Source organism: Afipia sp. P52-10, assembly GCF_000516555.1.
Taxonomy (GTDB): Bacteria; Pseudomonadota; Alphaproteobacteria; order Rhizobiales; family Xanthobacteraceae; genus P52-10.
On sequence record NZ_AZSJ01000003.1, the window covers coordinates 37,544 to 63,256 of the forward strand.

General features: G+C 64.4%; 24 protein-coding genes and 1 riboswitch. Of the genes, 8 read left to right on the forward strand and 16 right to left on the reverse strand.

Annotated features, from left to right (window positions below):
* Nucleotides 1–185 precede the first annotated feature (185 nt).
* Together thiD and thiM are read right to left on the reverse strand one after the other, a co-directional pair.
* Nucleotides 186–1,001, reverse strand: a complete 816-nt coding sequence (gene thiD / locus X566_RS01615; RefSeq protein ID WP_034462957.1) for a bifunctional hydroxymethylpyrimidine kinase/phosphomethylpyrimidine kinase — start codon at nucleotides 999–1,001, stop codon at nucleotides 186–188.
* On the reverse strand, nucleotides 998–1,783 hold the full coding sequence (thiM, locus tag X566_RS01620; RefSeq protein ID WP_051443796.1) for a hydroxyethylthiazole kinase: 786 nt from the start codon (nucleotides 1,781–1,783) through the stop codon (nucleotides 998–1,000). The genes thiD and thiM overlap by 4 nt, the downstream gene beginning before the upstream one ends.
* A riboswitch (TPP riboswitch) is annotated at nucleotides 1,774–1,904 on the reverse strand. It overlaps the preceding gene by 10 nt.
* Nucleotides 1,905–2,061: 157 nt before the next feature.
* Between thiM and X566_RS01625 the strand changes: the two genes are divergently transcribed.
* The gene (locus X566_RS01625) at nucleotides 2,062–2,298 is read left to right on the forward strand and encodes an Lrp/AsnC ligand binding domain-containing protein (protein WP_034462959.1); all 237 of its coding nucleotides are present in this window, start codon (nucleotides 2,062–2,064) and stop codon (nucleotides 2,296–2,298) included.
* A gap of 84 nt (nucleotides 2,299–2,382) precedes the next feature.
* Here X566_RS01625 and X566_RS01630 read toward each other — a convergent pair whose 3' ends face one another.
* The 7 genes from X566_RS01630 to X566_RS01660 form a co-directional block, all read right to left on the reverse strand.
* The gene (locus tag X566_RS01630) at nucleotides 2,383–3,348 is read right to left on the reverse strand and encodes a DMT family transporter (RefSeq protein WP_152539772.1); all 966 of its coding nucleotides are present in this window, start codon (nucleotides 3,346–3,348) and stop codon (nucleotides 2,383–2,385) included.
* A 229-nt stretch (nucleotides 3,349–3,577) separates the two neighbouring features.
* A complete protein-coding gene (locus X566_RS01635; protein WP_034462962.1) occupies nucleotides 3,578–4,492 on the reverse strand; it encodes a cytochrome c in 915 nt (304 codons plus the stop codon).
* A 140-nt stretch (nucleotides 4,493–4,632) separates the two neighbouring features.
* Nucleotides 4,633–5,064, reverse strand: coding sequence for a cytochrome c (locus X566_RS01640; protein ID WP_034462964.1), 432 nt, complete (start codon nucleotides 5,062–5,064; stop codon nucleotides 4,633–4,635).
* 285 nt (nucleotides 5,065–5,349) lie between these two features.
* On the reverse strand, nucleotides 5,350–7,650 hold the full coding sequence (locus X566_RS01645) for a xanthine dehydrogenase family protein molybdopterin-binding subunit (RefSeq protein ID WP_034462965.1): 2,301 nt from the start codon (nucleotides 7,648–7,650) through the stop codon (nucleotides 5,350–5,352).
* 138 nt (nucleotides 7,651–7,788) lie between these two features.
* Nucleotides 7,789–9,321: a murein biosynthesis integral membrane protein MurJ gene (murJ, locus tag X566_RS01650; protein ID WP_034462967.1), complete on the reverse strand. Its 1,533-nt coding sequence runs from the start codon at nucleotides 9,319–9,321 to the stop codon at nucleotides 7,789–7,791.
* Nucleotides 9,322–9,422: 101 nt separating this feature from the next.
* Nucleotides 9,423–10,415 carry a Gfo/Idh/MocA family protein gene (locus X566_RS01655; protein ID WP_034462968.1) on the reverse strand — a complete coding sequence of 331 codons (993 nt, stop codon included), beginning with the start codon at nucleotides 10,413–10,415 and terminating at the stop codon, nucleotides 9,423–9,425.
* 251 nt (nucleotides 10,416–10,666) lie between these two features.
* Nucleotides 10,667–11,419, reverse strand: coding sequence for a transaldolase family protein (locus X566_RS01660; RefSeq protein ID WP_034462969.1), 753 nt, complete (start codon nucleotides 11,417–11,419; stop codon nucleotides 10,667–10,669).
* A gap of 155 nt (nucleotides 11,420–11,574) precedes the next feature.
* On the opposite strand from X566_RS01660, the gene X566_RS01665 reads away from it, so the two are divergent.
* Nucleotides 11,575–12,567, forward strand: a complete 993-nt coding sequence (locus X566_RS01665) for a lysylphosphatidylglycerol synthase transmembrane domain-containing protein (protein WP_034462970.1) — start codon at nucleotides 11,575–11,577, stop codon at nucleotides 12,565–12,567.
* 9 nt (nucleotides 12,568–12,576) lie between these two features.
* On the opposite strand, the gene X566_RS01670 is transcribed toward X566_RS01665, so the two are convergent.
* The 3 genes from X566_RS01670 to rfaD all read right to left on the reverse strand — a co-directional run bounded on the left by X566_RS01670 (nucleotide 12,577) and on the right by rfaD (nucleotide 15,515).
* Complete coding sequence (locus tag X566_RS01670) at nucleotides 12,577–12,807, reverse strand: hypothetical protein (protein WP_034462971.1); 231 nt, start codon at nucleotides 12,805–12,807, stop codon at nucleotides 12,577–12,579.
* A 175-nt stretch (nucleotides 12,808–12,982) separates the two neighbouring features.
* The gene (rfaE1, locus tag X566_RS01675) at nucleotides 12,983–14,458 is read right to left on the reverse strand and encodes a D-glycero-beta-D-manno-heptose-7-phosphate kinase (RefSeq protein ID WP_034462973.1); all 1,476 of its coding nucleotides are present in this window, start codon (nucleotides 14,456–14,458) and stop codon (nucleotides 12,983–12,985) included.
* Nucleotides 14,459–14,534: 76 nt separating this feature from the next.
* Nucleotides 14,535–15,515, reverse strand: a complete 981-nt coding sequence (rfaD, locus tag X566_RS01680; protein WP_034462974.1) for an ADP-glyceromanno-heptose 6-epimerase — start codon at nucleotides 15,513–15,515, stop codon at nucleotides 14,535–14,537.
* Between the two features lie 204 nt (nucleotides 15,516–15,719).
* On the opposite strand from rfaD, the gene waaF reads away from it, so the two are divergent.
* Both waaF and X566_RS01690 read left to right on the forward strand, forming a co-directional pair.
* Nucleotides 15,720–16,811 (forward strand): lipopolysaccharide heptosyltransferase II, encoded by a 1,092-nt coding sequence (gene waaF / locus X566_RS01685; RefSeq protein ID WP_034462975.1) that lies wholly within the window; start codon nucleotides 15,720–15,722, stop codon nucleotides 16,809–16,811.
* A complete protein-coding gene (locus X566_RS01690; protein ID WP_034462977.1) occupies nucleotides 16,808–17,344 on the forward strand; it encodes an HAD-IIIA family hydrolase in 537 nt (178 codons plus the stop codon). Before waaF ends, X566_RS01690 begins: the two co-directional genes overlap by 4 nt.
* Here X566_RS01690 and waaC read toward each other — a convergent pair.
* On the reverse strand, nucleotides 17,341–18,279 hold the full coding sequence (waaC, locus tag X566_RS01695; protein ID WP_034467563.1) for a lipopolysaccharide heptosyltransferase I: 939 nt from the start codon (nucleotides 18,277–18,279) through the stop codon (nucleotides 17,341–17,343). The genes X566_RS01690 and waaC overlap by 4 nt on opposite strands.
* Before the next feature lie 160 nt (nucleotides 18,280–18,439).
* Here waaC and galE point away from each other — a divergent pair, with 160 nt between their 5' ends.
* The 3 genes from galE to X566_RS01710 all read left to right on the forward strand — a co-directional run bounded on the left by galE (nucleotide 18,440) and on the right by X566_RS01710 (nucleotide 22,155).
* Nucleotides 18,440–19,453 carry a UDP-glucose 4-epimerase GalE gene (galE, locus tag X566_RS01700; protein ID WP_034462978.1) on the forward strand — a complete coding sequence of 338 codons (1,014 nt, stop codon included), beginning with the start codon at nucleotides 18,440–18,442 and terminating at the stop codon, nucleotides 19,451–19,453.
* A gap of 147 nt (nucleotides 19,454–19,600) precedes the next feature.
* On the forward strand, nucleotides 19,601–21,412 hold the full coding sequence (locus X566_RS01705) for an ABC transporter ATP-binding protein (protein ID WP_034462980.1): 1,812 nt from the start codon (nucleotides 19,601–19,603) through the stop codon (nucleotides 21,410–21,412).
* Between the two features lie 47 nt (nucleotides 21,413–21,459).
* A complete protein-coding gene (locus X566_RS01710) occupies nucleotides 21,460–22,155 on the forward strand; it encodes a fumarylacetoacetate hydrolase family protein (RefSeq protein ID WP_034462981.1) in 696 nt (231 codons plus the stop codon).
* 6 nt (nucleotides 22,156–22,161) lie between these two features.
* On the opposite strand, the gene X566_RS01715 is transcribed toward X566_RS01710, so the two are convergent.
* The gene (locus X566_RS01715) at nucleotides 22,162–23,451 is read right to left on the reverse strand and encodes an amidase (RefSeq protein WP_034467564.1); all 1,290 of its coding nucleotides are present in this window, start codon (nucleotides 23,449–23,451) and stop codon (nucleotides 22,162–22,164) included.
* 209 nt (nucleotides 23,452–23,660) lie between these two features.
* Here X566_RS01715 and X566_RS24935 point away from each other — a divergent pair, with 209 nt between their 5' ends.
* Nucleotides 23,661–23,825, forward strand: coding sequence for a hypothetical protein (locus tag X566_RS24935; RefSeq protein ID WP_160170427.1), 165 nt, complete (start codon nucleotides 23,661–23,663; stop codon nucleotides 23,823–23,825).
* Nucleotides 23,826–23,830: 5 nt separating this feature from the next.
* On the opposite strand, the gene X566_RS01720 is transcribed toward X566_RS24935, so the two are convergent.
* Both X566_RS01720 and X566_RS01725 read right to left on the reverse strand, forming a co-directional pair.
* Complete coding sequence (locus tag X566_RS01720; protein WP_034462982.1) at nucleotides 23,831–24,043, reverse strand: hypothetical protein; 213 nt, start codon at nucleotides 24,041–24,043, stop codon at nucleotides 23,831–23,833.
* 188 nt (nucleotides 24,044–24,231) lie between these two features.
* Nucleotides 24,232–25,695, reverse strand: coding sequence for an NAD(P)/FAD-dependent oxidoreductase (locus tag X566_RS01725; RefSeq protein ID WP_034462985.1), 1,464 nt, complete (start codon nucleotides 25,693–25,695; stop codon nucleotides 24,232–24,234).
* Between the last annotated feature and the right edge of the window lie 18 nt (nucleotides 25,696–25,713).

The window sequence follows — 25,713 nt, forward strand, 5'->3', positions numbered from 1 at the left end:
ACGACAGGTCCAGCCCATCGATCTGGAATACTTCAGTCCATGGGCCCGCCGGCATCAGGCAGAATGAAACAATGCAGAGAAAAGCCGCTGCGGGCTGCTTGCCCGCCAGAAGAACGAGACCGCTAGACCTCGCCGCCAATCAGCTTCACCGCAAGCGACGGGACCTCACCGGCCTCTTTCGAGAATCATGCGCCTCGATAGAGCGCGTGGAAGTGATGGATCGGGCCATGACCCTTGCCGACCTGCAAGTCGTCGGCAGCCGCAATCGCGGCGCTCACCCAGGCCTTCGCGTCACGCACTGCGGTCTCCAGCGGCGCCCCCTTCGCGAGACCTGCTGCAATCGCCGAGGACAGCGAGCAGCCGGTGCCGTGGGTGTTCTTGGTCTTGTCGCGCGGCGCCGGCAGCCGCAACGCTGCCTGCTGCGTTATCAAGAAATCGACGCTCTCCGGCCCCTCGCCGTGCCCGCCCTTGATCAGCACGGCGGGACAGCCGAGCGCCAGCAGCGCTTTGCCCTGAGCTTCGATCTCGGCCTCTGACCTCGCCGGCACCGTATCGAGCAGCACCGCGGCCTCCGGCAGGTTCGGCGTAATGACACTGGCGCTGGGAATGAGCCGCGTGCGCAACAGCTCGATCGCCTCGGGCGCGAGCAGGCGATCGCCGGAGGTCGCCACCATCACCGGATCGAGCACGACATGCGACGGATGATAGCGCGTCAACGCCTGAACGATCGACAGGATCGCGGCGGGTCTCGACACCATGCCGATCTTCACGGCTCGAATGTCGAGATCGCTGAACACTGCATCGAGCTGCGCGGTGATGAAGTCCGGCGGCGTATCGTGGATGCCGGTGACGCCGAGCGTGTTCTGCGCGGTCAAGGCCGTGATCACGGACGCTCCATAGACGCCGAGCGCGGAGAACGTCTTCAGGTCGGCCTGAATGCCGGCGCCACCGCCGGAATCGGAGCCGGCAATGGTCAGCGCGATCGGAATGGTCTTGCTCATGCGTCGGCCCAAGCGTGTTGAAGGATCATGTCCGGCGTCATCCCGTGCAATGCGTCGAGGATCGCAAAGCCGAGACTGCCGGGTCCGTTGGCGATGTCGGCGGCGAACTCGCCGGCGATGCCAAACGTCATCATCGCCGCCGCAGTGGCAAGCCAGCGGTCGCTCTCGACCGCAAGCGCGCTGGCGACGAACGCCGAACCTGCGCACCCCATCGCCGTGACCTGGCTCATCAGTTCGTCGCCATTATGCAGCACCACTAGCCGCTCACCATCAGTGACGATATCCGCCTCCCCGCTCAATGCGACGATCGTCTCGTTGGCTTGCGCGAACCGCATCGCGCACTTGGCCGATGCCGCTTCGCCCGCGAGCGCGGCAAGCTCTGCGGCGTTGAGGCGGATCACGGCAGGACGGCGCTCGATCAGCGTGCGTGCAAACGCAAGCCGCGCCGGCGAGCGATCGACGAACACCGGGTCCAGCACCACCGGCCGCGACTGGGCGGCAGCCGCATCGAGCGCAAGGCCGATCGCGGTGCGGCGCTCATTGTCCAGCGTGCCGAGGTTCACCAGCAGGCTCCCGGCCGTGGCGACGAAGCCTGCGATCTCCTCTGGCGACGTCGTCACCGACGGCGTGGCGCCAGCCGCGAGCAGCACATTGGCGGTGAAGGCCTGAGCGACGGTATTGGTGATGCAGTGAACGCGCGGATTGTGCGCACGGATGCGCGCGACTAGGCTCTTGGCAGCTTCCACAACCGTGGGGACAACGTCAGACAGCGTTTCCGACATCTCAAGCTCCCTCCGCCGGAATGACCCGGATCAGGTTCGATGGGTTGGCTTTCGCCTCTCAGCCCGTAAGCGCATTCCCGCAAGCTGCCGGACTGCGATCTGGGCACCCCAATGAGACAAGCCAATGGTTTAACCCGTCCGCCTGCACCCAGCAAGGCGGCTTGCCACGGCAGGCGGTTTTTGCTGGATTGCAGCATCAGATCGCCAGCCGGAATCGGCACGATTCCTTGTTTCGGTTGAGCGCGCTCCTTACCCGAGCGCGTTTCAGGAGGCCCGCTATGATAGCGTTCTTTGTCCAGATCAAGTGCGAGCTTGGCCGCGCCTACGAGGTGGCGAATGCGCTTTCAGAAGCGGAGATCGCCTCGGAAATCTATTCGACCGCCGGCAACTACGACCTGCTGGTGAAGTTCTATGTCGAGCGCGGCACCGACATCGGCCACTTCATCAATGAGAAGGTGCAGGTGATCCCCGGCATCCGCGACACCTACACGATCATCACCTTCAAGGCGTTCTGAACCTGCTCACGATCTCCCAGACCTTGCACCTCATCCTCGAGGTCGCCGCTTCACAGCCCCCTTGGACGAGGCCATCGTTGGGATCTAGCCGCGTGGCGCAGCGATCTCCTGTTCCGACTCCGGCCGCTTGAGACCGAGCTGGCGTTCACGCCAGACGACGAACAGGCCGGCTCCGGCGACGATCACGGCACCGACCGCCACCAGCGCAGCGGGAATTTCGCCAAAGAACAGGTAGCCGAGCAGGAAGCCCCAGATCATCGACGAATAGTCGAACGAGACCAGAAATGACGCTGGGGCATAGTGATGGCTGCTGGTGGTGATGATGTGTGCGGCCCCGCCGGCGATGCCAGCGCCGATCAGGGCGGCGAGCTCGAACGGCGTCGGGCTGACCCAGCTAAAGGTCGGCCAAATCCAACCAAGCGGCAGCGTGACGAGGCCGCCAAGCGCGATGAACATCGAGAAATAGATGACGATCGAGGATGTCGTCTCGGTGCGGGTCAGCCGGCGTACCTGGATCACCGCAATCGCCGAGAACACCGCGTTGCAGATTGCCAGCGTCAGGCCCGCTCCCAAGGCAGCCGACATCGCCGCGTGCTTGGATATGTCCATGTAGGGAACCAGCATCACGATCACGCCGGAGAAGCCGATGATCACCGCCGTCCAGCGATACATGTGCACCACTTCCTTCAAAAACACCGCCGCGAGCACAACCACGATCAGCGGAGTCACGAACGAAATCGCCGTGACGTCCACGATCGGCAGCCGCGCCAGCGCGCCGAAATAGCAGAAGGAAGAAGCGATGCTCAGCGTGCCGCGCTGGACGTGGGAAAAGAAGCGCTCCGTTTGCCAGGATTTCGCGAGCTCTCCCAACACAGCGTAAAAGATCAGAATTGGTACGAAGGCAAAGATCGCGCGAAAGAAGATCACCTGACCGACGGGAAACTTGTCGCCGAGATAGCGCACCTGCACGGCCATCGTGGCGAACAGGAAGGCCGCACCGAGCTTCATGAGGGCCGCGGTGATGAAATCCCGCTGAGAATACTCTGTCATCGCAATCAGGGCATGATGTCAAAAAGCGAGGCGGGTTGAATCCGGAAAATGCCCAGGATTGAGGGAGAGCGGCGAAACGGAGCGAACGCCGGGAGGACCAGGTTTTTCCAGCGTGGCGCGAACCGTCCGCACCTAACAACCATGCAGCGGCGGGTGCGAAAAGCGCGCATATTGCATGCCCGCATGCAGCACGGCGACGCAGCCGCGCGCGTGTGGAAGTGCGGTCAAATCAGGACTTGCCGGGGCGCTTCGGTCCGTCCACCGGCGGCAGCGACTTCAGATAGATCGCGATCGCCATGCGATCGTCGGCGCTAAGCTGGGCCATGTTGGCGATCACCCGCGTCATCGAGCCGCCGGCAGAATCGCCTTCCGGCGTCATGCCAGATTCAAGAAAATAGGCGATGTCCTTGTCGGACCAGTCGGCCAGTCCCTTTTGGGTGATGTTCGGCACCCAGCCCTCACCTTCCGGATTGGGCCCGCCAGCGAAGCGCTGCGCCGCAACAATGCCGCCGAGCGCATTGCGCGGGCTGTGGCATTCTGCACAGTGGCCCGGACCGTTCACCAAATAAGCGCCCCTGTTCCACTGCGCCGATTGCGTCGCATCCGCGACGAATGGCTTGCCCTCGAAGAACAGCAGCTTCCAGACACCGACGTTACGTCGGATATTGAACGGGAACGGCAGGTCATGCTCGCGCACCCTGCCCGCGGCCTGCGGCAGGGTCTTCATGTAGGCGAACAGGTCGCGCACGTCCTCCAGCTTCATCGCCGCGTAGGAAACGTAAGGGAAGGCTGGGAAGTAGTGCTTGCCCGCGGGCGAGGTGCCCTTCGTCATTGCCGTGACGAACTCAGCCTCGGACCAGCGACCGATGCCATCCGCCGGGTTCTGCGAAATGTTCGGGACGTAGAAGGTGCCGAACGGCGACGGCAGCGCCATGCCACCGCCCAAAAGCTCCCGCGTATCCTTGTCGCTGGCGTGGCAGGATACGCAGCCGCCCGCGTCGAACATTGCTTTGCCGTTCGCGACATTCGGCGTGTAGGCCGGCAGCGCGCTGGCGGACACGAGGGCCGGTGTCGTCAGCCACCAGTAAACGCCGAAACCGGCGATGGCCAGGATCACGATCAGAGCGAGCAGTTTCTTCAGCATCGTTCGCCCTCAAACATCGACGGCAGCCTGCGAGACCAAGCCTGAAATATCGGCGCATCGAACACAAGCGCTTCAGTACACATGCCGCGGGAGGGCGAGGCCGCAGGCGGCCCCGCCCTCCGCAGCTCATCATGTGGCCGTTATTTCTTGGCGCGATAATCGGCGTGGCAGCCGCCGCAGTTCTTCGTCACGTCGCCGAACGCGGTCTTGAAGCTGTCGAGATCAGTGACCTTGGCTTCGGCTGCTTTGGCGTCGGCACCGAACTTGGCGAACTTCGCATCGAAATCTGCTTTGTTCTCCCAGATCTTCGGCAATGCGGCGGTGTCGCCATCCTTCGAGTCGGGCGTGAACAGCGCCGGCCCCTTGGCCGCTGCATCCTGATAGGCGGTGAAGATCGCCTTGGCCTTCGCCAGATCGAACGGCTCATCGCCCTTCACCATCTTGGCGCCGATACCAGTCTGCCCGCCGGTGGTCTTCATCAACGCTTTGCGGGCGGCAATGACATCCTGCTGGGCAACCACTGTCGACCCCCCCACCACCAGCGCGGCAACAGCAACCAGGACACGAATCATCAAGCTTTCCCTCCGTTTCGGCATCCGCCGAGTCAACCAGACCACCGACGGGACCTCGGCACACCGTATGTCCCTGTCCGATGCCAGCCTCTCGCCAACACCGGATATCTGGTCTTATTCCATTTCTAAACTCACGATCCTGGCAATATCGCGAACACGCGCCGCGCGAATCCGGCCTCGGCCTGTCCGATTGCAGGACGCAGCCGCGAAGAGGACATGTCGCGGAAGGAGATAGGACTAGAAAACCAGCGTAGGAGCGGTCATCGCACCCTACGCTGGACGCGTTCAGAGGCGATGCCGCCGCTCGTGCTCGCTGATCGCCGACCAGATGCGCTCCGGTGTCGCAGGCATATCGATCTGATCAATTCGATATTCCCGCCACAACGCATCGGCCACCGCGTTCATCACCGCCGGCGCCGCGCCGATCGTGCCGGCTTCGCCCGCCCCCTTCACACCCAGCGGGTTGGTGGCGCAGGGCACGTTATGAGTTTCGAACGAGAACGAAGGAACATCCTCCGCACGCGGCAACGCGTAGTCCATCAGCGTGCCCGTGACGAGCTGCCCGTCATTCGGATCGTAGACTGCCTGCTCCATCAGCGCCTGGCCGATGCCTTGCACCGCGCCGCCATGGATTTGGCCGGCCAGCAACAGCGGATTGAGCGTGACGCCGAAGTCGTCAACGATCACATAGTTGACGATGCGCGTAGCGCCCAGCGCCGGATCGATCTCGACCTCAGCGATATGGGTGCCGTTCGGATAGGTGCCTGCCTGCGCACCGAAACGATCGCTGGCGGTCAGCTTCTCGACGTCGCCGTTCGAGCGCCGCGCGAGGTCGGCGAACGAGATCGTCCGGTCGGTGCCGGCGATGCGCAGCGTACCCTCGTTGATCTCGATATCGGCGGCGCTGGCCTCCAGCGCCGTAGCGGCAAGCTCCTTCAGGTTTTCGCCGAGCTTGATCGTTGCCCGCTCCACCGAAACGCCACCGACAGGAATGGAGCTGGAGCCTCCAGTACCGGCGCCGGTCGCGATCAGGTCGGTATCCCCCTGGATGACGTTGACCTGATCGGGTGCGACGCCGAATTGCTGCGCGACGAGTTGCGCATAGGCTGTCTGGTGCCCCTGCCCAGTCGATTGCGAGCCGATCAGCACGGTGACCTTGCCGTCGTCGCCGAGCTTGACCACGGCGGTCTCAGGCCCGACCGCCCCGCAGATCTCCACATAGGAGGCCATGCCGATGCCGCGGATGAAGCCCTTCCTCTTCGCCTCCTTGGCGCGTTTGGCGAATCCTTTCCAGTCGATGTTGTCCTGCGCCAGCTTCAGATGCGCCGCGAATTCGCCGGTGTCGTACACCTTGCCGGTCGCCGTGGTGTACGGCATCGCCGACGGCCTGATGAAGTTCTTCTTGCGGATCGCATCCGGCGTCATATCCAGCTTGCGCGCGCAGGCATCGACGAGGCGTTCGATCACATAGGCGGCTTCGGGACGGCCGGCGCCGCGATAGGCATCGACCGGCACGCTGTTGGTGAACACCGCGCGCACGCGGCAATGAAACACCGGAATATCATAGACGCCCGGCAGCATGCCCGAGCCGCCGAACGGAATGTAGGGCCCGAACATCGACAGATACGCGCCCATGTCGGCAAGCGTATCGACGTCCATCGCCAGGAATTTGCCATCCGCATCGAGCGCCATGCGCGCATGGGTGATGTTGTCGCGGCCATGGCTGTCGCCAAGGAAGTGATCGGCGCGATCGGCAACCCACTTCACGGTCTTCTTCAGCTTGCGCGCGGCGAACGCGGCCAGATAGTATTCACGGTACGGGAAGATCTTGGTGCCGAAACCGCCGCCGACATCCGGCGTGATGACCCGCACCTTCTCCGGCGGCAGGTTGAGGATCTTACAGAGAATCTCCTTCTGCCGGTGACTGCCCTGGCTGCCGAGCGTAACGGTGATGTGGTCGCGCTTGGCGTCGTATTCGACCACGACACCGCGCGTTTCCATGTAGTTGGTGACGAGACGCTGGTTGACGATCCTGACCTCGGCAACCGCATGCGCCTTGGCGAACACCGCGTCGGCTTTCGCCTTGTCGCCGATCGGCTTGTCGTAAAGAATGTTACCAGCGTGATCCTTCCAGACCTGCGGCGCATCCGGCTTGACGGCGGCCACGACACCGGTCACCGACGGCAGCGTCTGCCAGTCGATGCGCAGCGCTTCGGCAGCATCGCGCGCCTGCTCGACGCTGTCGGCGACCACGAACGCCACCGCATCGCCGACATGGCGGACCTCGTCCTTCGGCAGGATCGGATAGTCCGGCACCTTGAACGGATCGTCCGGGAAATTGAACAGGCAAGGCATCAGGCCGAGCTCTGCGACATCCTCGCCGGTCAGAACCGCGGCGACGCCCGGCATCTTGCGCGCGGCTGTCGCGTCGATCGTGAAGCGCGCATGCGCGTGCGGCGAGCGCACGATCACGGCATGCAAAAGGCCGGCCGGCGCGTGATCGCCCGTATACCGGCCCCTGCCCCGAATAAGGCTGTCGTCCTCTTTGCGGACAACGCTTTGTCCGACGCCGAATTTCACTGTCATGGGATATCCGCTTGGCAATCTTAGACGTTGTCTAATGTAAGAGGATTTCGGCCCCTAGCAACCGCTCCGTTGGGCGAAACCGGCCGATGCACCGGCAATATCGTCACCGCAATGGGATCAAATGCTGGAATCGAACCACTAGCGGCGGACAAAGGCGGCCAGCCAGCGGCGACCGAACAGCAGCAAAATGGCCGCTGGATAGGCGATCGCGCCGATCACGATCAGAAGTCCAAGCGTCAGCTCGTCGCGCCCTGCATGCCAGCCAGCCAACAACCAGGGCGCAGCGACATGCGCCGTCATCCACAACGCCAGCGCCAGAACGACGCCGGCGCCGGCAAACCGCAACAGCGCGCCCTGCAGCGGCCGGTCGAAGGCAATGTATTTCGCGCGCACCGCCAGCACAAACACGACAAGCAGATTCACCCAGGCACCGAGCGCGGTGCCGAGCGCAAGCCCCGCCTGCGCCAGACTGCCGACCAGCGCCAGCTTGGCTGCGAGATTGAAGCCGACGCCGATCAGCGCCGCCTTCGCCGGCGTCGCCGTATCCTTGCGCGCCTGGAACGAGGCGACCACGCTGCGGATCAGCACGAACGGCAGCAGTCCCACGGCATAAGCTGCGAGCGTCCGCGCCGCGTTGGCCGCGTCCGCTTGCGAGAACGCGCCGCGCGCAAACATCGCCCGCATGATAATGTCCGGCACGACCACGAAGGCGACAAGGAACGGGACCGAGAGCAATAGCGTCAGATCGAACACGCGCCGCTGCGCATTGATCGCCCCCGCCGCATCGCCCACCGCAAGTCGCCGCGACATCTCCGGCAGTAGCACCGTGCCGGCCGCGACGCCGATCACCCCGATCGGCAGCTGGTTCAAGCGGTCGGCGTAGTAAAGCGCGGCGAGCGCCCCGGTGGCGAGGAACGAGCCGATGATCGTATCGGCAAGGACGGCGATCTGCGGCCCCATCGAACCCAGCGTCGCAGGCCCCAGAGCCCTGAAGAAACCGCGCACATCGGAATCGAACTGCGGCCAAGTCAGCCGCGGCAGCACACCCTGCCGCCCGGCATCAGTAGCCAGCAGCAGCACCTCCAGCACGCCTGCGATCAGCACTCCCCAGGCTGCCGCGTGGCCCGCGCTCGGAAAGAACACCGCCAGCATCAGCGCGACGATGACCGACAGGTTCAACAGGATCGGCGCTGCCGCCGCGCTCGCATAGCGGTTCATCACATTGAGGATCGCGCCGTAGAGCGTGACCACGGTGATCAGCAGCAGGTACGGAAAGGTGATGCGGGTCAGTTCGATCGCGAGCGAACGGCGCTCCGGATCCTCGGCAAAGCCCGGCGCCAGCAAGGTAATGATCTGCGGCATGAAGACGAGGGCGAGCAGCAGCAACAGCCCCTGCACCATCAGCAGCATGGTGAAGATGCGATCGGCGAAGCGTCGTGCCGCCATTTCGCCGGCGCTGCCACGCAAATGCGCGTAGGCCGGAATGAACGCGGCATTGAAGGCGCCTTCGGCGAAGATGGTGCGGAAATGGTTCGGCAGGCGCTGCGCCACGACGAACGCATCCGCGAGCGGCCCAGCGCCGAGGATCGCGGCCATAACGATATCGCGCGCGAATCCGGCGATCCGCGACAGCAAGGTGAATCCGCCGTAAGTGAAGATTCCCCGGAACATCAGCCGCTTTTACAGCAAGCGCAGGCTGTGCAAAATGCACAACATCGGCCTGCGATCCGATGCACACAGCATGATCAAGCAGACGTGACGATGCGCGTGCCTCACCCCGCGACGCGCCGCAGCATCGCCTGCTCCCGATGCGACGAGGAATCGAGACACTGGATCGCGATCTCGAGGCTGGCGACGCCCTCGTCGCCGGTTACCGCCGGCGCTTCACCGGAGCGGACGGCCCGGACGAAAGCCCCGAGTTCGCTCCGCAATGGCTCCTCATAACCCACCGAGAGATGCCGCATCGAGTAGCTGCCGTCAGGCTGGAAGCCGAAGCATTCCGTCACCTGCCGCGTCAGCAGGTCGCCCATCACGTACTTGCCACGGGTCGCGACCGTGACGTTGCGCGCCTTGAACGGCGTCAACCAGTTGGTGTTGATGTGCGCCAGCACGCCGGACTGGGTGCGGAACTGCAGCAGCGCGATGTCCTCGCGCTCGGCGACGGCGCTGGAGAGTTGCGGCTGCACCTCGGTAATCTCGGATTCGGTGAACCAGCGGATCAGGTCGATATCATGCACGGCAAGATCGATCACTACACCGACATTCGACATACGCGGCGGGAACGGGCCGACACGGGTGATGGCGATGGAGAGGATTTCCTCGCCCTTGATCGCCTGCTTAATGGTTTCCACCGCCGGGTTGAAGCGCTCGACATGGCCGACCATCAGCGTCACGCCGGCGCGGCGCGCGGCGGCGACGATCTCGCGCCCCTCTGCCACCGTCGATGCGATCGGCTTCTCGACCAAAAGGTGGATCTTGCGCTCGATGCAGTGAAGCGAGATTTCATGATGCAGATGGGTGGGCGCTGCGATCGTCACCGCATCGACGCCCTCCTGCAAAAGGTCGTCCACCGTTTCGAAGGTGCGACAGCCGATCAGTTCGGTCGCACGCTGGCGGTGCGCTTCCAGCGGATCGGCGATGCCGACCAGCGTGACGTCGGAGAGACCGCCGAACACGCGGGCATGGTTGCTGCCCATCACGCCTGCGCCGATGACACCGATGCGCAGGTCTTTGTTCGCGATCGAAGCTGTTTTCGCCGGCGCCATTCGTCGTTCCTGTACTCAATCCAACGGTGTGTTCTTGCGGGTCGTTGTTGCGCGGCATCCGGCCGAAAAAACGGCAGACGCCGTCGCGGAGGACGCGCTGGCCGGGACTGAGGACCACCCTCCGGCCGATTCGACTAAGGGTCTATCACGCCGGTCTGCCTGCGGCTAACCACGGTTGCGTTTATCGACAAACACGTTTTGATTCAAAGCATTACACCTTCCGGAGGGCCAAAGGTGTCGAGCGGCTTTGCCTATTCCGCCGCGCGCAGCGTGTCCGGCAGCGGCAGAGTGATGCCCGCCGCCAACGCATCGTCGCGGAAGGCCTTGACCGCGCCGAGCGCAAGATCATCGCCAGTCTGGGTGCCGATCGCGGGCAGCTTGTTCAGCACGTCAGCGGGCGCGGTGATGATGTGGCAGCCCATGTCATGCGCCTCGATCACGTTGAACACCTCGCGCGTCGAGGCCCAGATGATCTCCACATTCGCGGTCGCCCGCGCGCGCTTGACCGCATCCTGCACCAGCGGACGGTAGTCGATGCCGAGATCGCCGAGCCGCCCGGCGAACACCGAAACGCACGCCGGCGCGCCGCCATCGAGCGCCGTTACCGCCTTCGCCACCTGATCGGCGGTGAAGATCGCGGTCATGTTGATCTTGATGCCGTCGCGCGAAAGCGTGCGCACCGCATCGAACATCAGCTCGCCCTTGGTCGTCATCACCGGGATCTTGGCGTAGACGTTCTTCCCCCAAGACGAGATCAGCCGCGCCTGAGCGATCATCTCCGGAATGTCGTCGGAGATGACCTCGAACGAGATATGCCGGTCCGGAACTGCGACGACGAGTTCCCGCGCGTAAGAGACGTAGTCGGTAACGCCCGCCTTCTTCAAAAGCGACGGATTTGTGGTGAAGCCGGAAATCCAGGCATTGCGCGCCATGGCGACGATCTGCGCCTTGTCGGCGCCATCAGTGAACAGCTTGACCTTCAGGGCGTCCAGACGGGGGGCCATCACATTACCTCCGTTGCGATGGACAACCCTTACGCGCTCGGCCAAGCCGCTGCAACACCGCTTGATGTTGTCAAGCCGCACGTCCCCGGCTATTGGCTGTCCGGCGCCGAGACCGTCGGGTTCCACCGTCGCCGCCGCGAAAGTCTGCAACCGGCATGCGCCAGACCGTCCTCCTTCTCCTGAAGATCGGCATCTCCGCCGGGCTGCTGTATCTGGCGCTGCGTGGAGTCGATTTCACAGCGATCCAGGCCCGGCTGAGCCAGATCGATCCGTTCTGGATCGCGATGGCGCTGCTCGCCGCGTTCGTGCAACTCGCCGTCTCCGGGTTGCGCTGGCGCGCGATCGCGCTCCGCTGCGGCACGACGCTTCCGGTGGCAACGGCGCTGCGCTTCATGCTTGTCGGCGCGTTCTTCAACCAGACCCTGCCCTCGACCATTGGCGGTGACGGCGTACGCCTGTGGCTGCTCCGCCGCAGCGGCGCGAGCTGGCAGGCCGCGACCTATTCCGTCCTGGTGGACCGCGCCATCGGGCTGATCGTGCTGGCCCTGATCGTGGTGGTCAGCCTGCCCTGGTCGCTCGCGCTGATCGCCAACGAACATGCACGCATGGGCCTGCTGGCGCTCGATCTGGCGGCGATGGCGGGCTGTGTGGTCTTCCTGCTGTTCGGTTACCTGTCGTGGCCCTGGCTGCAGAGCTTCTGGCCGACACGACACTTGCATGGCTGCGCGGTCGTCGCCAATCGGGTTCTGTTCGACCGTCGGAGCGGCTGGATGGTCCTGCTGCTGTCGCTGGTCAATCATCTCTTGACCATCGTCATATCGTCATGCGTGGCGATCGCCATCGCCGCACCGGTGTCCTTCTTCCAGATGGCGATGCTGATCCCGCCGATCGGTCTGATCACGCTGATCCCTATTTCCATTGCCGGATGGGGCGTGCGCGAACAGGCGATGCAGGCGGCGTTCCGCTATGCGGGCCTCGCTACCGCCGACGGCGTCACCATCTCGATCCTGAGCGGAGCGATCATGTTCCTGCTCGGCGCGATCGGCGGCCTCGTTTGGCTACTCAGCTCGGAGAAGGCGCAAAAAGGCGCGGACACGATGGAGATCGACGAGAGCGCGCTGGACGAGCCTCTCGAGACGCCGCGCTGAGACGCGCCATCAGCGCCCATCCTGCGACACCGTATCGGGCCAGAAGCGGCCCAGCGCCCAGCCGGCTGCGGCCAGCATGCAGAAGAAGATGATCGCCGTGGGCGCAATGTCGCCGGTGCCAAAATAGCTGGCGATCAGCCCGCCGCCGGCCTTGGCGATCAGCGTCACGCAAATCATCACCACGCCACCGACGGCATAGGTTTTCAGCACCGCGAAACAATAGTCGAAGAGTGCTTGCATGGGGCTTGCTAACACGCCGCGTGACGACGACCCGCGCGCCCGGTCACACAAGCCCCCACGGACGCGATAAGCCAATCCGCCCATCGCAATCAAGGAATGCGGCAATCCCATGGAGATGCCGCCGTTCGCCGCGCTGCGGGAACCCGCATTTCGCGCGCGGAAACGGAATTGCTGCCTACGATCCGCCGCCTTCGCGTGCGCGGTTCACCAGCGATGTGGTCGAGAAGCCCGGTACGATATCGACCAGCAGCACCTCGCCGCCGATCGCGTCCATCACCTCATGGCCGACCACCTGCTCGCGGGTGTAGTCGCCGCCCTTCACCAGCACATTCGGCTTGATCGTCTGGATCAGCCGCAGTGGCGTGTCGTCCTCGAAGACCACGACCAGATCGACCGCTTCCAGCGCCGCCAGCACCTCGGCGCGGGCGCGCTCGTTCTGCAGCGGCCGCTCCGCTCCCTTCAGGCGGCGCACCGACGCATCCGAATTGAGGCCGACGACCAGCCGGTCGCAGGCCGCACGCGCATCGGTCACCACCTTGACGTGGCCGGGATGCAGGATATCGAAGCAGCCATTGGTGAAGCCGATGCGCAGACCCTGCTTGCGCCAGGCGGCGATCTGCTCCTCGAGATCGTTCGCGTTCATCGCGATCTTCTCTTCCGCAGCGAGCGAGGCGCGCGGCAGCACCTCATGCCGCAATTCGGCGAGATCGACTGCGGCCGTGCCGCGCTTGCTCACCGCCACCGCGGCCGCGGCATTGGCGAGCCGCAGCGCCGTATCCCAGTCGCAGCCCGCCGCGAGCGATGCCGCGATCGTCGCGACCACGGTATCGCCGGCACCGGATACGTCGCGTACCCGCGCCGGATGCGCCGGGATATGGATCGCATCGCCGTCGCGTCGCAGCAGGCTCATGCCATGCTCGCTGCGGGTGACGAGGATCGCCTCGGTATCGGTGCTGCGGATCAGTTCGCGTGACGCCTCCTCCAACTCGGCCTCGCTCCCGGCGCGGCTGCGGGTCGCCTCGGCGAACTCCTTACGGTTCGGCGTCAGCAGCGTCGCGCCGCGGTAGACGGCGAAATTCAGGCTCTTCGGATCGACCACCACGCGCTTGCCGGCCTTGCGCGCGGCATCGATCACATTGCGAATGACGCGCGTGGTCAGCGCGCCCTTGGCATAGTCGGACAAGAGCACGATGTCCGCGCGCGGCAGGGCGGCCAAGGCCGCATCGATCACCTTCTGCTCGATCTCGGCCGCGACCGGCCTCGCAAGCTCCCAATCCGCGCGCAGCAGATGGGTGGAGAAATGATCGGAGACGAAGCGCACCTTGCGCGAGGTCGGCCGGCTGCTATCTGCGATCAGATGCGCCTCGATCCGCCCTTCGCGCGCAAGCTCGTCCTTCAGCACCTGACCGTAGACGTCCTCGCCGACCACGCCGACGAAGATGCAGCGCGCACCGAGCGAGGCGACATTGCGCGCGACGTTCCCCGAGCCGCCGACATTGATCTCGCTACGCTGGACGGCGATCACCGGCGCCGGCGCCTCCGGCGACACGCGCGAGACATCGCCATAGACGAATTCGTCGAGCATCAGATCGCCGACGCAGAGCACCGTCTGGCGGCGGATGTCGAAGGCGAAGGTTTCGAAGTTGAACATGCAGGGATCGTGGTCCTGACTCGGTTTCTGAGCACGATCTTGTCCGAAAACCGGTGCCCGCTTTCGGGATCATGCTCTAGCGATAGGGATCGGCCTTGTCGAGGAAGCTGGTGACATACTGCCTGACCGCATCCTCCAGCGTCGTGAAGCCGCCATTGTAGCCCGCGCCGAGCAATCGGGCCATGTTCGCTTGCGTAAAATACTGATAGCTGCCGCGCAGGTTGTCCGGCATGTCGATGTATTCGATGTTCGGCTTGCTACCGAGCGCCGCATAGCCCGCCAGCATCAGATCACGGAAGCTGCGCGCGGAGCCCGTGCCGACGTTGAAAATGCCGTTCACAGCCGGCGCCGCAAGCAACCACTGCATTACCCGCACCACGTCGTCCACATAGATGAAGTCGCGCCGCTGATCGCCGTCGGCGATGCCCTCGCGATGCGACTTGAACAGTTGCACCGTGCGGCCGGCCTTCACATCGGCGAAGCGCTTGGCGAGCACGTTCATCATTGCGCCCTTGTGGTACTCGTTCGGCCCGAACACGTTGAAAAACTTCAGCCCGGCCCAGTGCGGCGGCAGCTTTTCCTTTCTCGCCACCCGCTCCGACACCAAAAGGTCGAAGAGATTTTTGCTCCAGCCGTACAGATTCATCGGCCGCAGCGCCTTCAAGGCCGGCACCGACCAGTCGTCGTCGAAACCGCCTTCGCCATCGCCATACGTGGCCGCCGACGAGGCATAGATGAAGCTGGTTCCGGTCGCCGTACACCAGTCGAGCAACGCCTTCGGCAGGATGAAATTGGCTTGCAGAACCCGATCGGCGTCGGTGGCGGTGGTTTCGGAGATCGCGCCGAGATGGACGATCGCCTCCAGCTTGCGGCCTTCAAGCCACTTCAACAAATCCGCCGGCGGGACGACGTCCGCGAGCTGGCGCTTGGCGAGGTTGCGCCACTTGCCGTCGGTCCCGAAATAGTCGCAGACGGCCACATCGTTGCGCCCTGCATCGTTGAGGGCCGCGACCATGTTCGACCCGATAAATCCGGCCCCGCCGGTGACCAGCAGCATGACACCTGACTTCCATGAATGTGCGGGCAACCATTGCCCCAGAGCCCGCGAGCGGGCAACCTCCGTTGCCGGATATCCCCGCGCCCAGGAAGATGGTGGCCAACCGCCACTGACCTCTGGACGCCGGATCACGGAGAGGCTAACCCGCTCAAGGTCCTTATCTTTTGGACGGTATGGCAGGAGCTGCGGCGGCGATCAACAGCAATGAATCAGAGTTCATTCAATATCGCCGGAGGCACCGCCAGCCGGGCGGACAACAGCCCGATCCTCATTATCCCTTACATGTGGATCGGCGATTTCGTGCGGTGCCATACGGTGGTCCGGGTGCTCAAGCAGCGCTGGCCCGACCGGCCTGTGGATGTGCTGAGCACGTCGCTCTGCGCGCCACTGGTCGATTACATGCCTGGCGTCCGCAAGGGCATCGTCTGGAACCTGCCGCGCGGCGCAATCGCCCTGAAGCAGCAACTGGCTCTCGCCGCACTCTTCCGGAAGGAGGGCTACGGCCAGGCGCTGATCATGCCGCGCACCTGGAAGGCGGCGCTGGCGCCGACCCTGGCAGGCATCCCCCAACGCACCGGGTTCATCGGCGAGGCCCGTTTCGGCCTGTTGAACGATTGGCGGCGCGGCGAGAAGGCGTTGCCGCGCATGGTGGATCGCTGCGCCGCGCTGGCCCTGCCCGCCAATGCGGCGCTGCCGGACGAATGGCCGGTGCCGCAGCTCGTCGTCAGCGCCGACGACATCACCGCATGGCGCAAGGCCAACAATCTGGGCGACACGCCGGCGATCGCGCTGGCTCCCGGCGCGGTCGGCCCGTCGAAGCGATGGACCTACTACGCGGATGCCGCACGCGCCCTCACCGCCCAGGGCTTCGACGTATGGGTCGTCGGCGGCCCCGGCGAGAAGGAGGCGGCGGGCGAGATCGTCCGCGCCGGCGGAGCGAAGGCACGCGATCTCACCGGCACCGACCTGCGGAACGGCATCCTGGCACTGGCGGCCGCGCCCCTGGTGATTTCCAACGATTCCGGCCTGCTGCACGTATCAGCCGCGATCGGCTCGCCGACCATCGGCATCTTCGGCCCTACCAGCCCATATCACTGGAAGCCGCTGAACCCGATCGCCGCCGTCATCCAGAGCACGACCGAGGTGCCGTGCCGCCCCTGCCACAAGCCGGTCTGCCGCATGCAGCATCATGCCTGCATGCGCGACATCACGACCGGCGAGGTGATCGACGTCGCCACACGCGTGCTGAACGATGCGGGTGTCGTCACCATGCAAACCGCAGGGCGCGGCCTGTGAGCGCACCCGAACGCAAGCCGGCCGTCTTCCTCGATCGCGACGGTGTCATCAACTATAACGACGACGGCTATATCGGCACACGCGAACGCTTCCGCTGGATGGCAGGCGTAACAACAGCCATTCGTCGGCTCAACGCTGCGAACTATCATGTGTTCGTCGTCTCGAACCAGTCAGGCGTCGCGCGCGGATACTTCACCGAGGACGACGTGCGGACGCTGCATCGTTGGATGATCGCCGAACTGGCCGCCCAGGGCGCCCGCGTCGACGACATTCGCTACTGCCCTTATCTTGCGGACGCCAAGGTTGCCGCGTACCGACGCGACAGCGACTGGCGCAAGCCGAAACCCGGCATGCTGCTCGATCTGATGCAACACTGGCCGGTCGAAACCGATGCCAGCTTCATGATCGGCGATAGCGCAAGCGACATGGAGGCTGCGCGTGCGGCCGGCATACGCGGCTATCTGTTCTCCGGCGAAGACCTCGACGGCTTTGTCGCGCGGTGCCTGCGTGACCAGGCTAGGCAGAATGATTAAAGCAACCGCTCGACGGCAGCGATTGCCTCACTCGCGACCGGCGCGCGCTCGATGCCGCTGGCAACCACGATCTCGCCCGCCCCCACCGGCCCGGTGAGTCCGGGATCGGATGCAACGTAAATGCCGAGCAGCGGCACGCCGTATGCCGCAGCCAGATGCAGCAGTCCGGTATCCACACCGACTACGAGTGAGGCACCCGCGATCACCTTCGCTGTTGCATCCAGCGGCTGACGCTCGAGCACGCGACTGCCGGGGACGGCCGCAACGATCCGCTCGGCCCGTAGCTTCTCGAGGCCCGTTCCCCACGGCAGCACGCATTCGAATCCCTTGCCGTGCAGCCAGCGGCCGAGTTCGATCCAGCAGTCCTCAGGCCACTCTTTCGAGACCCGCGAGGTGCCATGCAGCAGCAATGCGTAGCGATCGCCAGACAGAGTTTCGACCTGGAGGCCGTAGTCGATTGCAGTGGCCGGCATGTAGCCCAGCGAGCGCCCGGTCAGCTGCCGGTTGCGCTCAACCGCATGCAAGGTGCGCGATACTTTGTGCCGGACATCATAGAAGCGCGACGCGAACGCCTCTTTGATGCTCGATGCGTCGTAGCCGTGCCGCTCGCCGAGCGCACCGCGCGCGATGATCGCTGAGCGGATCAACCCTTGCGCATCGATCACGCGATCGAACACAGTGGGACGCAGTAACTTGCGGAACGTTGCGATCTCCGCCCAGGTCTCACGCTTCAACAGGTGCTTACGCCAGCGCCGCGTCGCCACCGGGATCACCGCATCGACGGCTGGATGCATTCCCACCAGCGGCGCGAACGCCTCCTCCACCACCCAGGCGATCTGCGCATCAGGAAAGTGCTTCCGTGCATCGGTCACCGCCGGCATGTGGTGCACGACGTCGCCGAGCGACGAGGTCTTGATGAAGAGAATGTTGTCTATGGCCACTGGGAACCGAAGTTGAAACGCACCGAAGTTCAGGTTTCAGCAACCATACCGCATGCAAAAGTCCCCGAGAAAGCCCGATCTCCCACTATCCATAACTCCTGCTCCATATTTCTCCAGAAAACTTGCAGGAGAACGGCAAGGGAAGCGGCAATCCATGACAGTGCTCGTCACCGGCGGCGCAGGGTACATCGGCAGCCACATGGTTCATGCGCTGGTCGATTCCGGCGAAAGCGTGATCGTCGTCGATAATCTATCCACAGGCTCTTCCCATTTCGTGCCTGAGGGCGTTCCGCTCTACATCGGCGATGCCGGCGACGAGAACCTCGTCGAGGGCGTGATCGGTTCGCACCGGATCGATGCGATCGTGCATTTCGCGGGCTCGATCATCGTACCGGAGTCGCTGCGCGACCCGCTCGGCTATTATCGCAACAACACCATGACGACTCGCAACTTGTTGGCAACGGCCGTCAAATGCGGCGTCAGGCGATTCATCTTTTCCTCGACGGCAGCAGTGTACGGCAATCCCGCAGGCGTGCCGGTGACCGAAGATGCTCCGACGCGGCCGCTATCACCCTACGGCGCGTCGAAACTGATGACCGAGATCATGCTGCACGACGTGGCCGCCGCGCATACGCTGCAGTTTGTCGTGCTGCGTTACTTCAATGTCGCGGGCGCAGACCCTGCGCTCCGCTGTGGCATTGCCGTGCCCGAGGCAACCCATCTGCTGAAGGTCGCTGTGGAAGCCGCCACCGCACAGCGGCCGAAGATCGACGTGTATGGCACCGACTATCCGACACCCGACGGCACCTGCATTCGCGATTTCATTCACGTCAGCGATCTCGCGCAGGCGCACCGGGCGGCGCTGGCCTATCTGCGGCTGGGCGGCGCCTCCGACACCTTCAACTGCGGCTACGGTCATGGCCATTCGGTGCTGGAGGTGATTGAAGCCGTGCGCCGCGTCTCGGGGCGCAACTTCGCCGTCAATCATGCCTCCCGCCGGCCGGGTGATATCATGGCCATGGTGGCCGATACCCGCCGCATCCGCGAACGGCTCGACTGGGTTCCGCAGTTCAACGATCTCGACACCATCGCCGCCCACGCCCTCGCCTGGGAGGAAAAGCTGCTGAATGAGCGCGCGGTCCACGTCCCGCTGGCGATTCCGGCCTGATCCAACCCGGTTGTGAGGCCGTCAAGTCTCGCAAAGCGATTGTTTTGACTTGAAAATCCGCGTCCAAGCAGGCAATGAGGCCGCACGCCTCTAACCCCGCCGCTGCGCCGGCTTCGGCTGCAGGGCGATGAACCTGGACGGCATCCGATTTCCGACACCCGCGTCACCGACAAGCCGCTCGAGCAGGACCCGCACGGGACCGCCCTGCTGATCCGCCGCCTGATCAAGGAGCAAGGCGTCGCCTACTGGCGTCGTTACGCCCTCGCCTTCATCTTGATGTCGGTCGCGGCAGCCGCCACCGCGCTCTCCACCTATCTGCTGAAGGACGTCGTCAACGCCGCCTATCAGGAGCGCAATTTCAACCTGATCCTCACTCTGTCGCTCGGGATCGCTGCGATCTTCATTGTCCGCGGTGCTGCGACCTACGGCCAATCGGTGATCCTGTCGAAGATCGCCAACGCCATCCTCGCCGATAACCAGCGCCGGCTGTTCGCCAAACTGATGCGCGAGAACGTCGGTTTCTATTCGGACCGTCACTCGTCCGAGTTCCTGGCGCGGATGACGATCGGCGCAAGCGCGATCGCCCAGCTTCTCAACATGCTGATCACCTCGGTCGGCCGTGACCTGCTGACACTGATCGGCCTTCTGGTGGTCATGATCGTGCAGGATCCGGTGATGGCGCTGATCGGACTTCTGGTCGCGCCGCCGGCACTGCTGGTGCTGCGCAAGCTGATCCGCCGCATCCGCGGTCTCGCCGGCAATCAGTTCACGGGGCAGGCCAACATCCAGGAGACGATGCTGGAGGCACTGCAGGGCATCCGCACGGTCAAGGCGTTCACGCTTGAAGGCGCGATGCAGCAGCGGATCGACGCGAACATCGACGCGGTTCAGGCCAGCGCCAACAAGATGGCGCGGGTCTCGCATCGCTCCAGCCCGCTGATGGAGACGCTTGGCGGCCTCGCGATCTGCCTCACCTTGGTCTACAGCGGCTATCGTATCGTCGAAACCGGTGCCACGCCCGGCCAGTTCCTCTCGTTCCTGGCAGCGTTCCTGCTGGCCTACGAGCCGGCCAAGCGCTTGGCCAAGCTCAACCTCGATCTCAACGCCGCGCTGATCGGCGCCCGCAAGCTGCTCGAAATCGTCGACAGCCCGTCGAGCGAACCAGATGACGGCGACAAGCCCGCGCTGCGTCTTCGCGATGCCCGTGTCGAATTCTGCGATGTGACGTTCGCCTATCGGCCGGGCGAGACGGTGCTCGACCACATGAATCTGGTCGCAGAGCCCGGCAAGGTGACGGCACTGGTCGGTCCTTCCGGCGGCGGCAAATCCACCGTGCTCAACCTGATGCTGCGGCTGTACGAAGTCGCCGAAGGCGCGATCCTGGTGGACGGGCAAACGATCGCCGACGTCTCGCGCCAATCGCTGCGACTGCAGACCGCCTATGTGGGCCAGGACGTGTTCCTGTTCCGCGACACCATCCGCGAGAACATCGCCTTCGGACGTCCGGGTGCGAGCCAGGCCGACATCATCGCCGCTGCCACGGCCGCCTGCGCACATGACTTCATCATGGGTTTCCCGCAAGGTTACGATACGCCGGTCGGCGAGCATGGCGCGCAGCTCTCCGGTGGCCAACGCCAGCGCATCGCCATTGCCCGCGCGCTGGTGAAGAACGCGCCGATCATCCTGCTCGACGAAGCGACCGCCGCACTGGACTCCGAATCCGAGCGCCAGGTGCAGGAGGCGATCGAGCATCTCTGCCACGGACGCACGACGCTGGTGATTGCCCATCGCCTCAACACCATCATGCACGCCGATACGATCCATGTGATCGAGAACGGCCGCGTGGTGGAGACCGGCAATCACGACGACCTGCTCCGCCGCAACGGCCGCTACGCCTCGTTCTTCCGCCTGCAGTACCGCGACAGCCGCCCGCTGGCACTGGCCTCCGGCAACGGATAAGCGATCCTGGCGGCTGAGATTCCCTCCCACGTCCTGTGAGATACCGCATGACCGCACAATCTTCCTTCGTCATCGCCCCTCTCGCGCAGCCGCAGCTTCCTGTCGCTGGCACATCGCAGACGTTTCCGGTGCGCCGCATCTGGTGCGTCGGCCGCAACTACCTCGAACACATCCGAGAACTCGGCAATGATGAACGCCAGCCGCCGTTCTTCTTCGCCAAGCATGCGGACATGATCGCCCAGGACGGCGCCACTATCCCCTATCCGCCGCTGACGAAGGATCTCCATCACGAGGCCGAACTCGTCGTCGCGCTGAAGAGCGGCGGCAGCAACCTCGATCCGGCGACGGCCTTGGACCACGTCTACGGCTATGCCGCCGGCATCGACCTGACCCGGCGCGACCTGCAGATGGCCTCGCGCAAGAAGGAGCAGCCCTGGGAGATCGGCAAGTCGTTCGACCAGTCGGCGCCTTGCGGCACGATCAAGCCGGCCTCGGAGATCGGCCATCCGTCGAAGGCGCGGATCTGGCTCAGCGTCAACGGCACCATCCGGCAGGACGGCAACATCGATCAGATGATCTGGAACGTCGCCGAGATCATTGCGAAGCTGTCGCAGCAGGTCTCGGTCGGCGCGGGCGACCTGATCATGACCGGCACCCCGGCCGGCGTCGCCGCCATCAATAAGGGCGATACGCTCGAGTGCAATATCGACGGCGTCGGCACCGTGAAGGTGACGATCAGCTAACCGCCATCACGCCTTTAGCGCCTTCTCGATCGCGGCAGCGATCTGGAACAGCCGCGCGTCGTTGCCGTGACGCGCGAACAGCATCAGCCCGCACGGCAGCGCGTTGCCAAAATTCAGCGGCAGCGTGATCGCGCAGAGATCGAAGAAATTGGCGATCGCCGTGTTCCGCAGCAGAAGCGCATTGCGCGAGGCGAAGCCGTCCGGCGTCGACACCTCCTCCATCGTCGGCGCGACGATCGGCGTGGTCGGCATCGCCAGCACATCGACGCGGTCGAACAAAACATCCATTCTGGCGATGCCCTGCAACCGCTCGCGCATGTTGCGAATATAGTCGGCCGCGATCATCGGCGCGGCACGCATCATGCGTGCCCGCACGAACGGATCAACGCCGTCCCCGTCCTCCGCCAGCAGCGTGCGATTGATCGTGTAGGCCTCCGCCGGAGCGATGCCGCCGCGCTCGTTGACACCGTGCATGATGTCCAGCGCATCGAGGGTGATGTCGGACCGTTTCGCCGAGGCGAGCTTCGCCAACGCCTGCTGAAATGCCGGACCGACGATACCGTCCAGATGATCGAGCACCATGCCCTGCACCAAACCGATGCGGATATCGCCAAGCGTCGCAGCTTCGAGCGCGGACGGCTTTTCGCCCGCGAGCACGGCGTCGGTGCGGAAGCAGTCGGCAACGCTGCGCGCCATCGGTCCGATCGAATCGAGCGCGAACGACAGCGGATAGACGCCCTCGCGTGGAATCCGCTTCTGGGTCGGCTTGTAGCCGACGATGCCGCAGAGCGCGGCAGGAATACGGGTCGAACCGCCGGTATCGGTACCGATCGTGATCTCGCCGATCCCGTCGGCGCAGGCCACCGCCCCGCCCGACGACGAGCCACCGGGAATGCGCTTGCGATCTGCCGGATTGCCGGGAGTGCCGAAATGCGGATTGGCGCCGACGCCGGAAAACGCGAACTCCGTCATGTTGGTCTTCGCCGCGATCACGGCGCCGGCAGCCCGCAGCCGGGCGATGGCCGGCGCGTCGGCCGCAGCCTTCCTGCCGCGCTTGGCCAGCACCGCCGAGCCCGCGCGGGTGACTTCGCCGGCGACATCGAACAAATCCTTGATGGTGATGACCGCGCCATCGAGCGGTCCCAGGCTCTGCCCCGCCTTGGCGCGCGCATCGGCGGCGTCGGCCTCGATGCGCGCCGTCTCCGGATAAACGGTGAGGCAGGATCGCGCGCCCTCACCCTTCGGGTCAGTCGCGCGGGCTAAGGCTTGTTGTAGTCGTTCGCGGGCTGTGCTCATGGCCGCAGGATCGCAAGTTCGATCCGGCGAGGCAATGGCCCGCAGCGCGAGGCCGCCCTGCATGCTTGGGTAGCGCACCCGAACGGCGCCATCCCCAGCAATCGTCCGCACACAATGGTCAAATTCGCAGCCGCGGCGATGTATGTGATCTATCTCACAGTCGCGCCTTCACAGGCTCGTCATCCTGAGCGGCGGATGGAGAGCGCGCGATGCGAGACCTGCTGATACTGGCCACGATATGGCTGGGGATGTTTTTTGCCCTGACGCGCGCGGCGCGTTACCCGACCTTCTGGGCCGCCGTCGGCGCGAGCGCCGCGACCGGCTTCATCGGCATCTACGTGTTCTGGGTGGACTGGACGCCGCCTCTGCACTGAGGCGCTTACGCCGCCTCTGCCGAACCGCGCAGCATCGATCGCGCCGTAAGCCTTGCCGCCAGCGACACGACCTCCGCCGGTCCGCGCGGCGCCTCGGCCCGTGCACGCGCACGACGCTCGACATCGTCGGCCAGACGGTGCAGCAGGCTGATGGTCGACTTGTTGGTCTCGCGCGCCGCCAGGCGACGATAACGCAACGCTCTTTCAAACGGGGTCATCGAACGGCTCCTCAGTCTCATACCAATCGATATGGGTGGGGCTTCACGCGAACCAAGATGGTTCAAGTCACAGCACGAGGATGTGATGCGAATCACGCTGCTCTGAGTCGACGACGACGCTGTGACGGCTCACCTCGCCGATCTGGCTGCGCTGCGTAAGCGCTGCGCGCGTCACGATGAAGAAACGTTCAGGAATATTGCATCACCCCGTCGTTCACCCGACCGAAGCGCAGGGTGACGATGTCGAGCGCGTAGTTCTGGTAGAGCTTCCAGGGCCGCTTTGAGCCCTGCTTCGGAAATTTCGGTAGCGCCCGCTGCACATAGCCCGAGGTGAAGTCGAGCCACGGCACGGTCGTCACCGATGGATCGGTGTTGCGCGGCACGCACTGGCGATAGCCGTGCTTGTCCATGTAGTTCAACAACCGGCAGACATACTCGCAGGTGAGGTCGCACTTCAGCGTCCACGACGCGTTGGTGTAGCCGGAGGCGGAGGCGAAGTTCGGCACGTCCGAGAACATCATCCCCTTATAGCTCATGGTCTCGGGGATACTGACCGGGCGTCCGTCGACGCTGAGCTCCAGCCCGCCGAGCGGCACGAGACTGAGGCCCGTCGCCGTCACGATCAAATCGGCCTGCAACTCAGAACCATCCTTCAGGCGCAGTCCGCTCGCAGTGAACCGATCGATGTGGCTGGTGACGACCGACGCACGCCCCTCACGGATCGCGCGGAACATATCGCCGTCCGGCACGAGGCACAGCCGCTGCTGCCAGGGATTGTAGCGCGGCGTGAAGTGCGTATCGACGTCGTAGTCCGGACCGAGCTGTGCGCGCACGCCACCGAGGATCAATTGCTTGGCCTGCTCCGGCTTGCGGCGGCAGAGCTGATAGAAGTACATGCCGAACAGCACGTTGCGCCAGCGGATCAGGTGATAGGCAACGCGCGGCGGCAGCTTCGCCCGCAACGTGTTCGCCATCGCGTCCGACGCTGGCCGCGAGACGACGTAGGTCGGCGAGCGCTGCAGCATCGTCACATGCTGCGCCGTCCTTGCGAGCTCCGGCACCAGCGTCACCGCAGTCGCCCCCGAGCCGATCACCACCACGCGCTTGCCGGCGTAATCGATATCCTCGGTCCATTTTTGCGGATGGACGATGCGGCCCTTGAAATCGGCAACGCCTGCGAAGTCCGGCGTGTAGCCGGCCTCGTAGCTGTAGTAGCCGCTGCACATGAAGAGGAAATTGCAGGTGAAGCGCACGGGCGTCTGCTCCGCCCCCTGCTGCGCCTCGACCATCCAGCGCGCGTCCTGTGACGACCACGACGCGCGCGTCACACGATGGTTGAAGCGGATGTGCTGATCGATGCCGTTGTCCTGCGCGGTCTGCCGGACGTAATTCAGGATCGTCGACCCGGCGGCGATCGCCTTCTCCTCGGTCCATGGCTTGAAGGAATAGCCGAGGGTGAACATGTCGCTGTCCGAGCGGATGCCGGGATAGCGGAACAGATCCCAGGTGCCGCCGATCTCGGCACGACCTTCGAGGATCGCATAGCGCTTGGCCGGACAGTTGCGCTGCAGATGATAGGCGGCGCCGATGCCCGACAGGCCCGCGCCCACGATCACCACGTCAAAATGCGACGCGTCCGACTGGCTATCCATGACCCGCCTGCTTTCGCT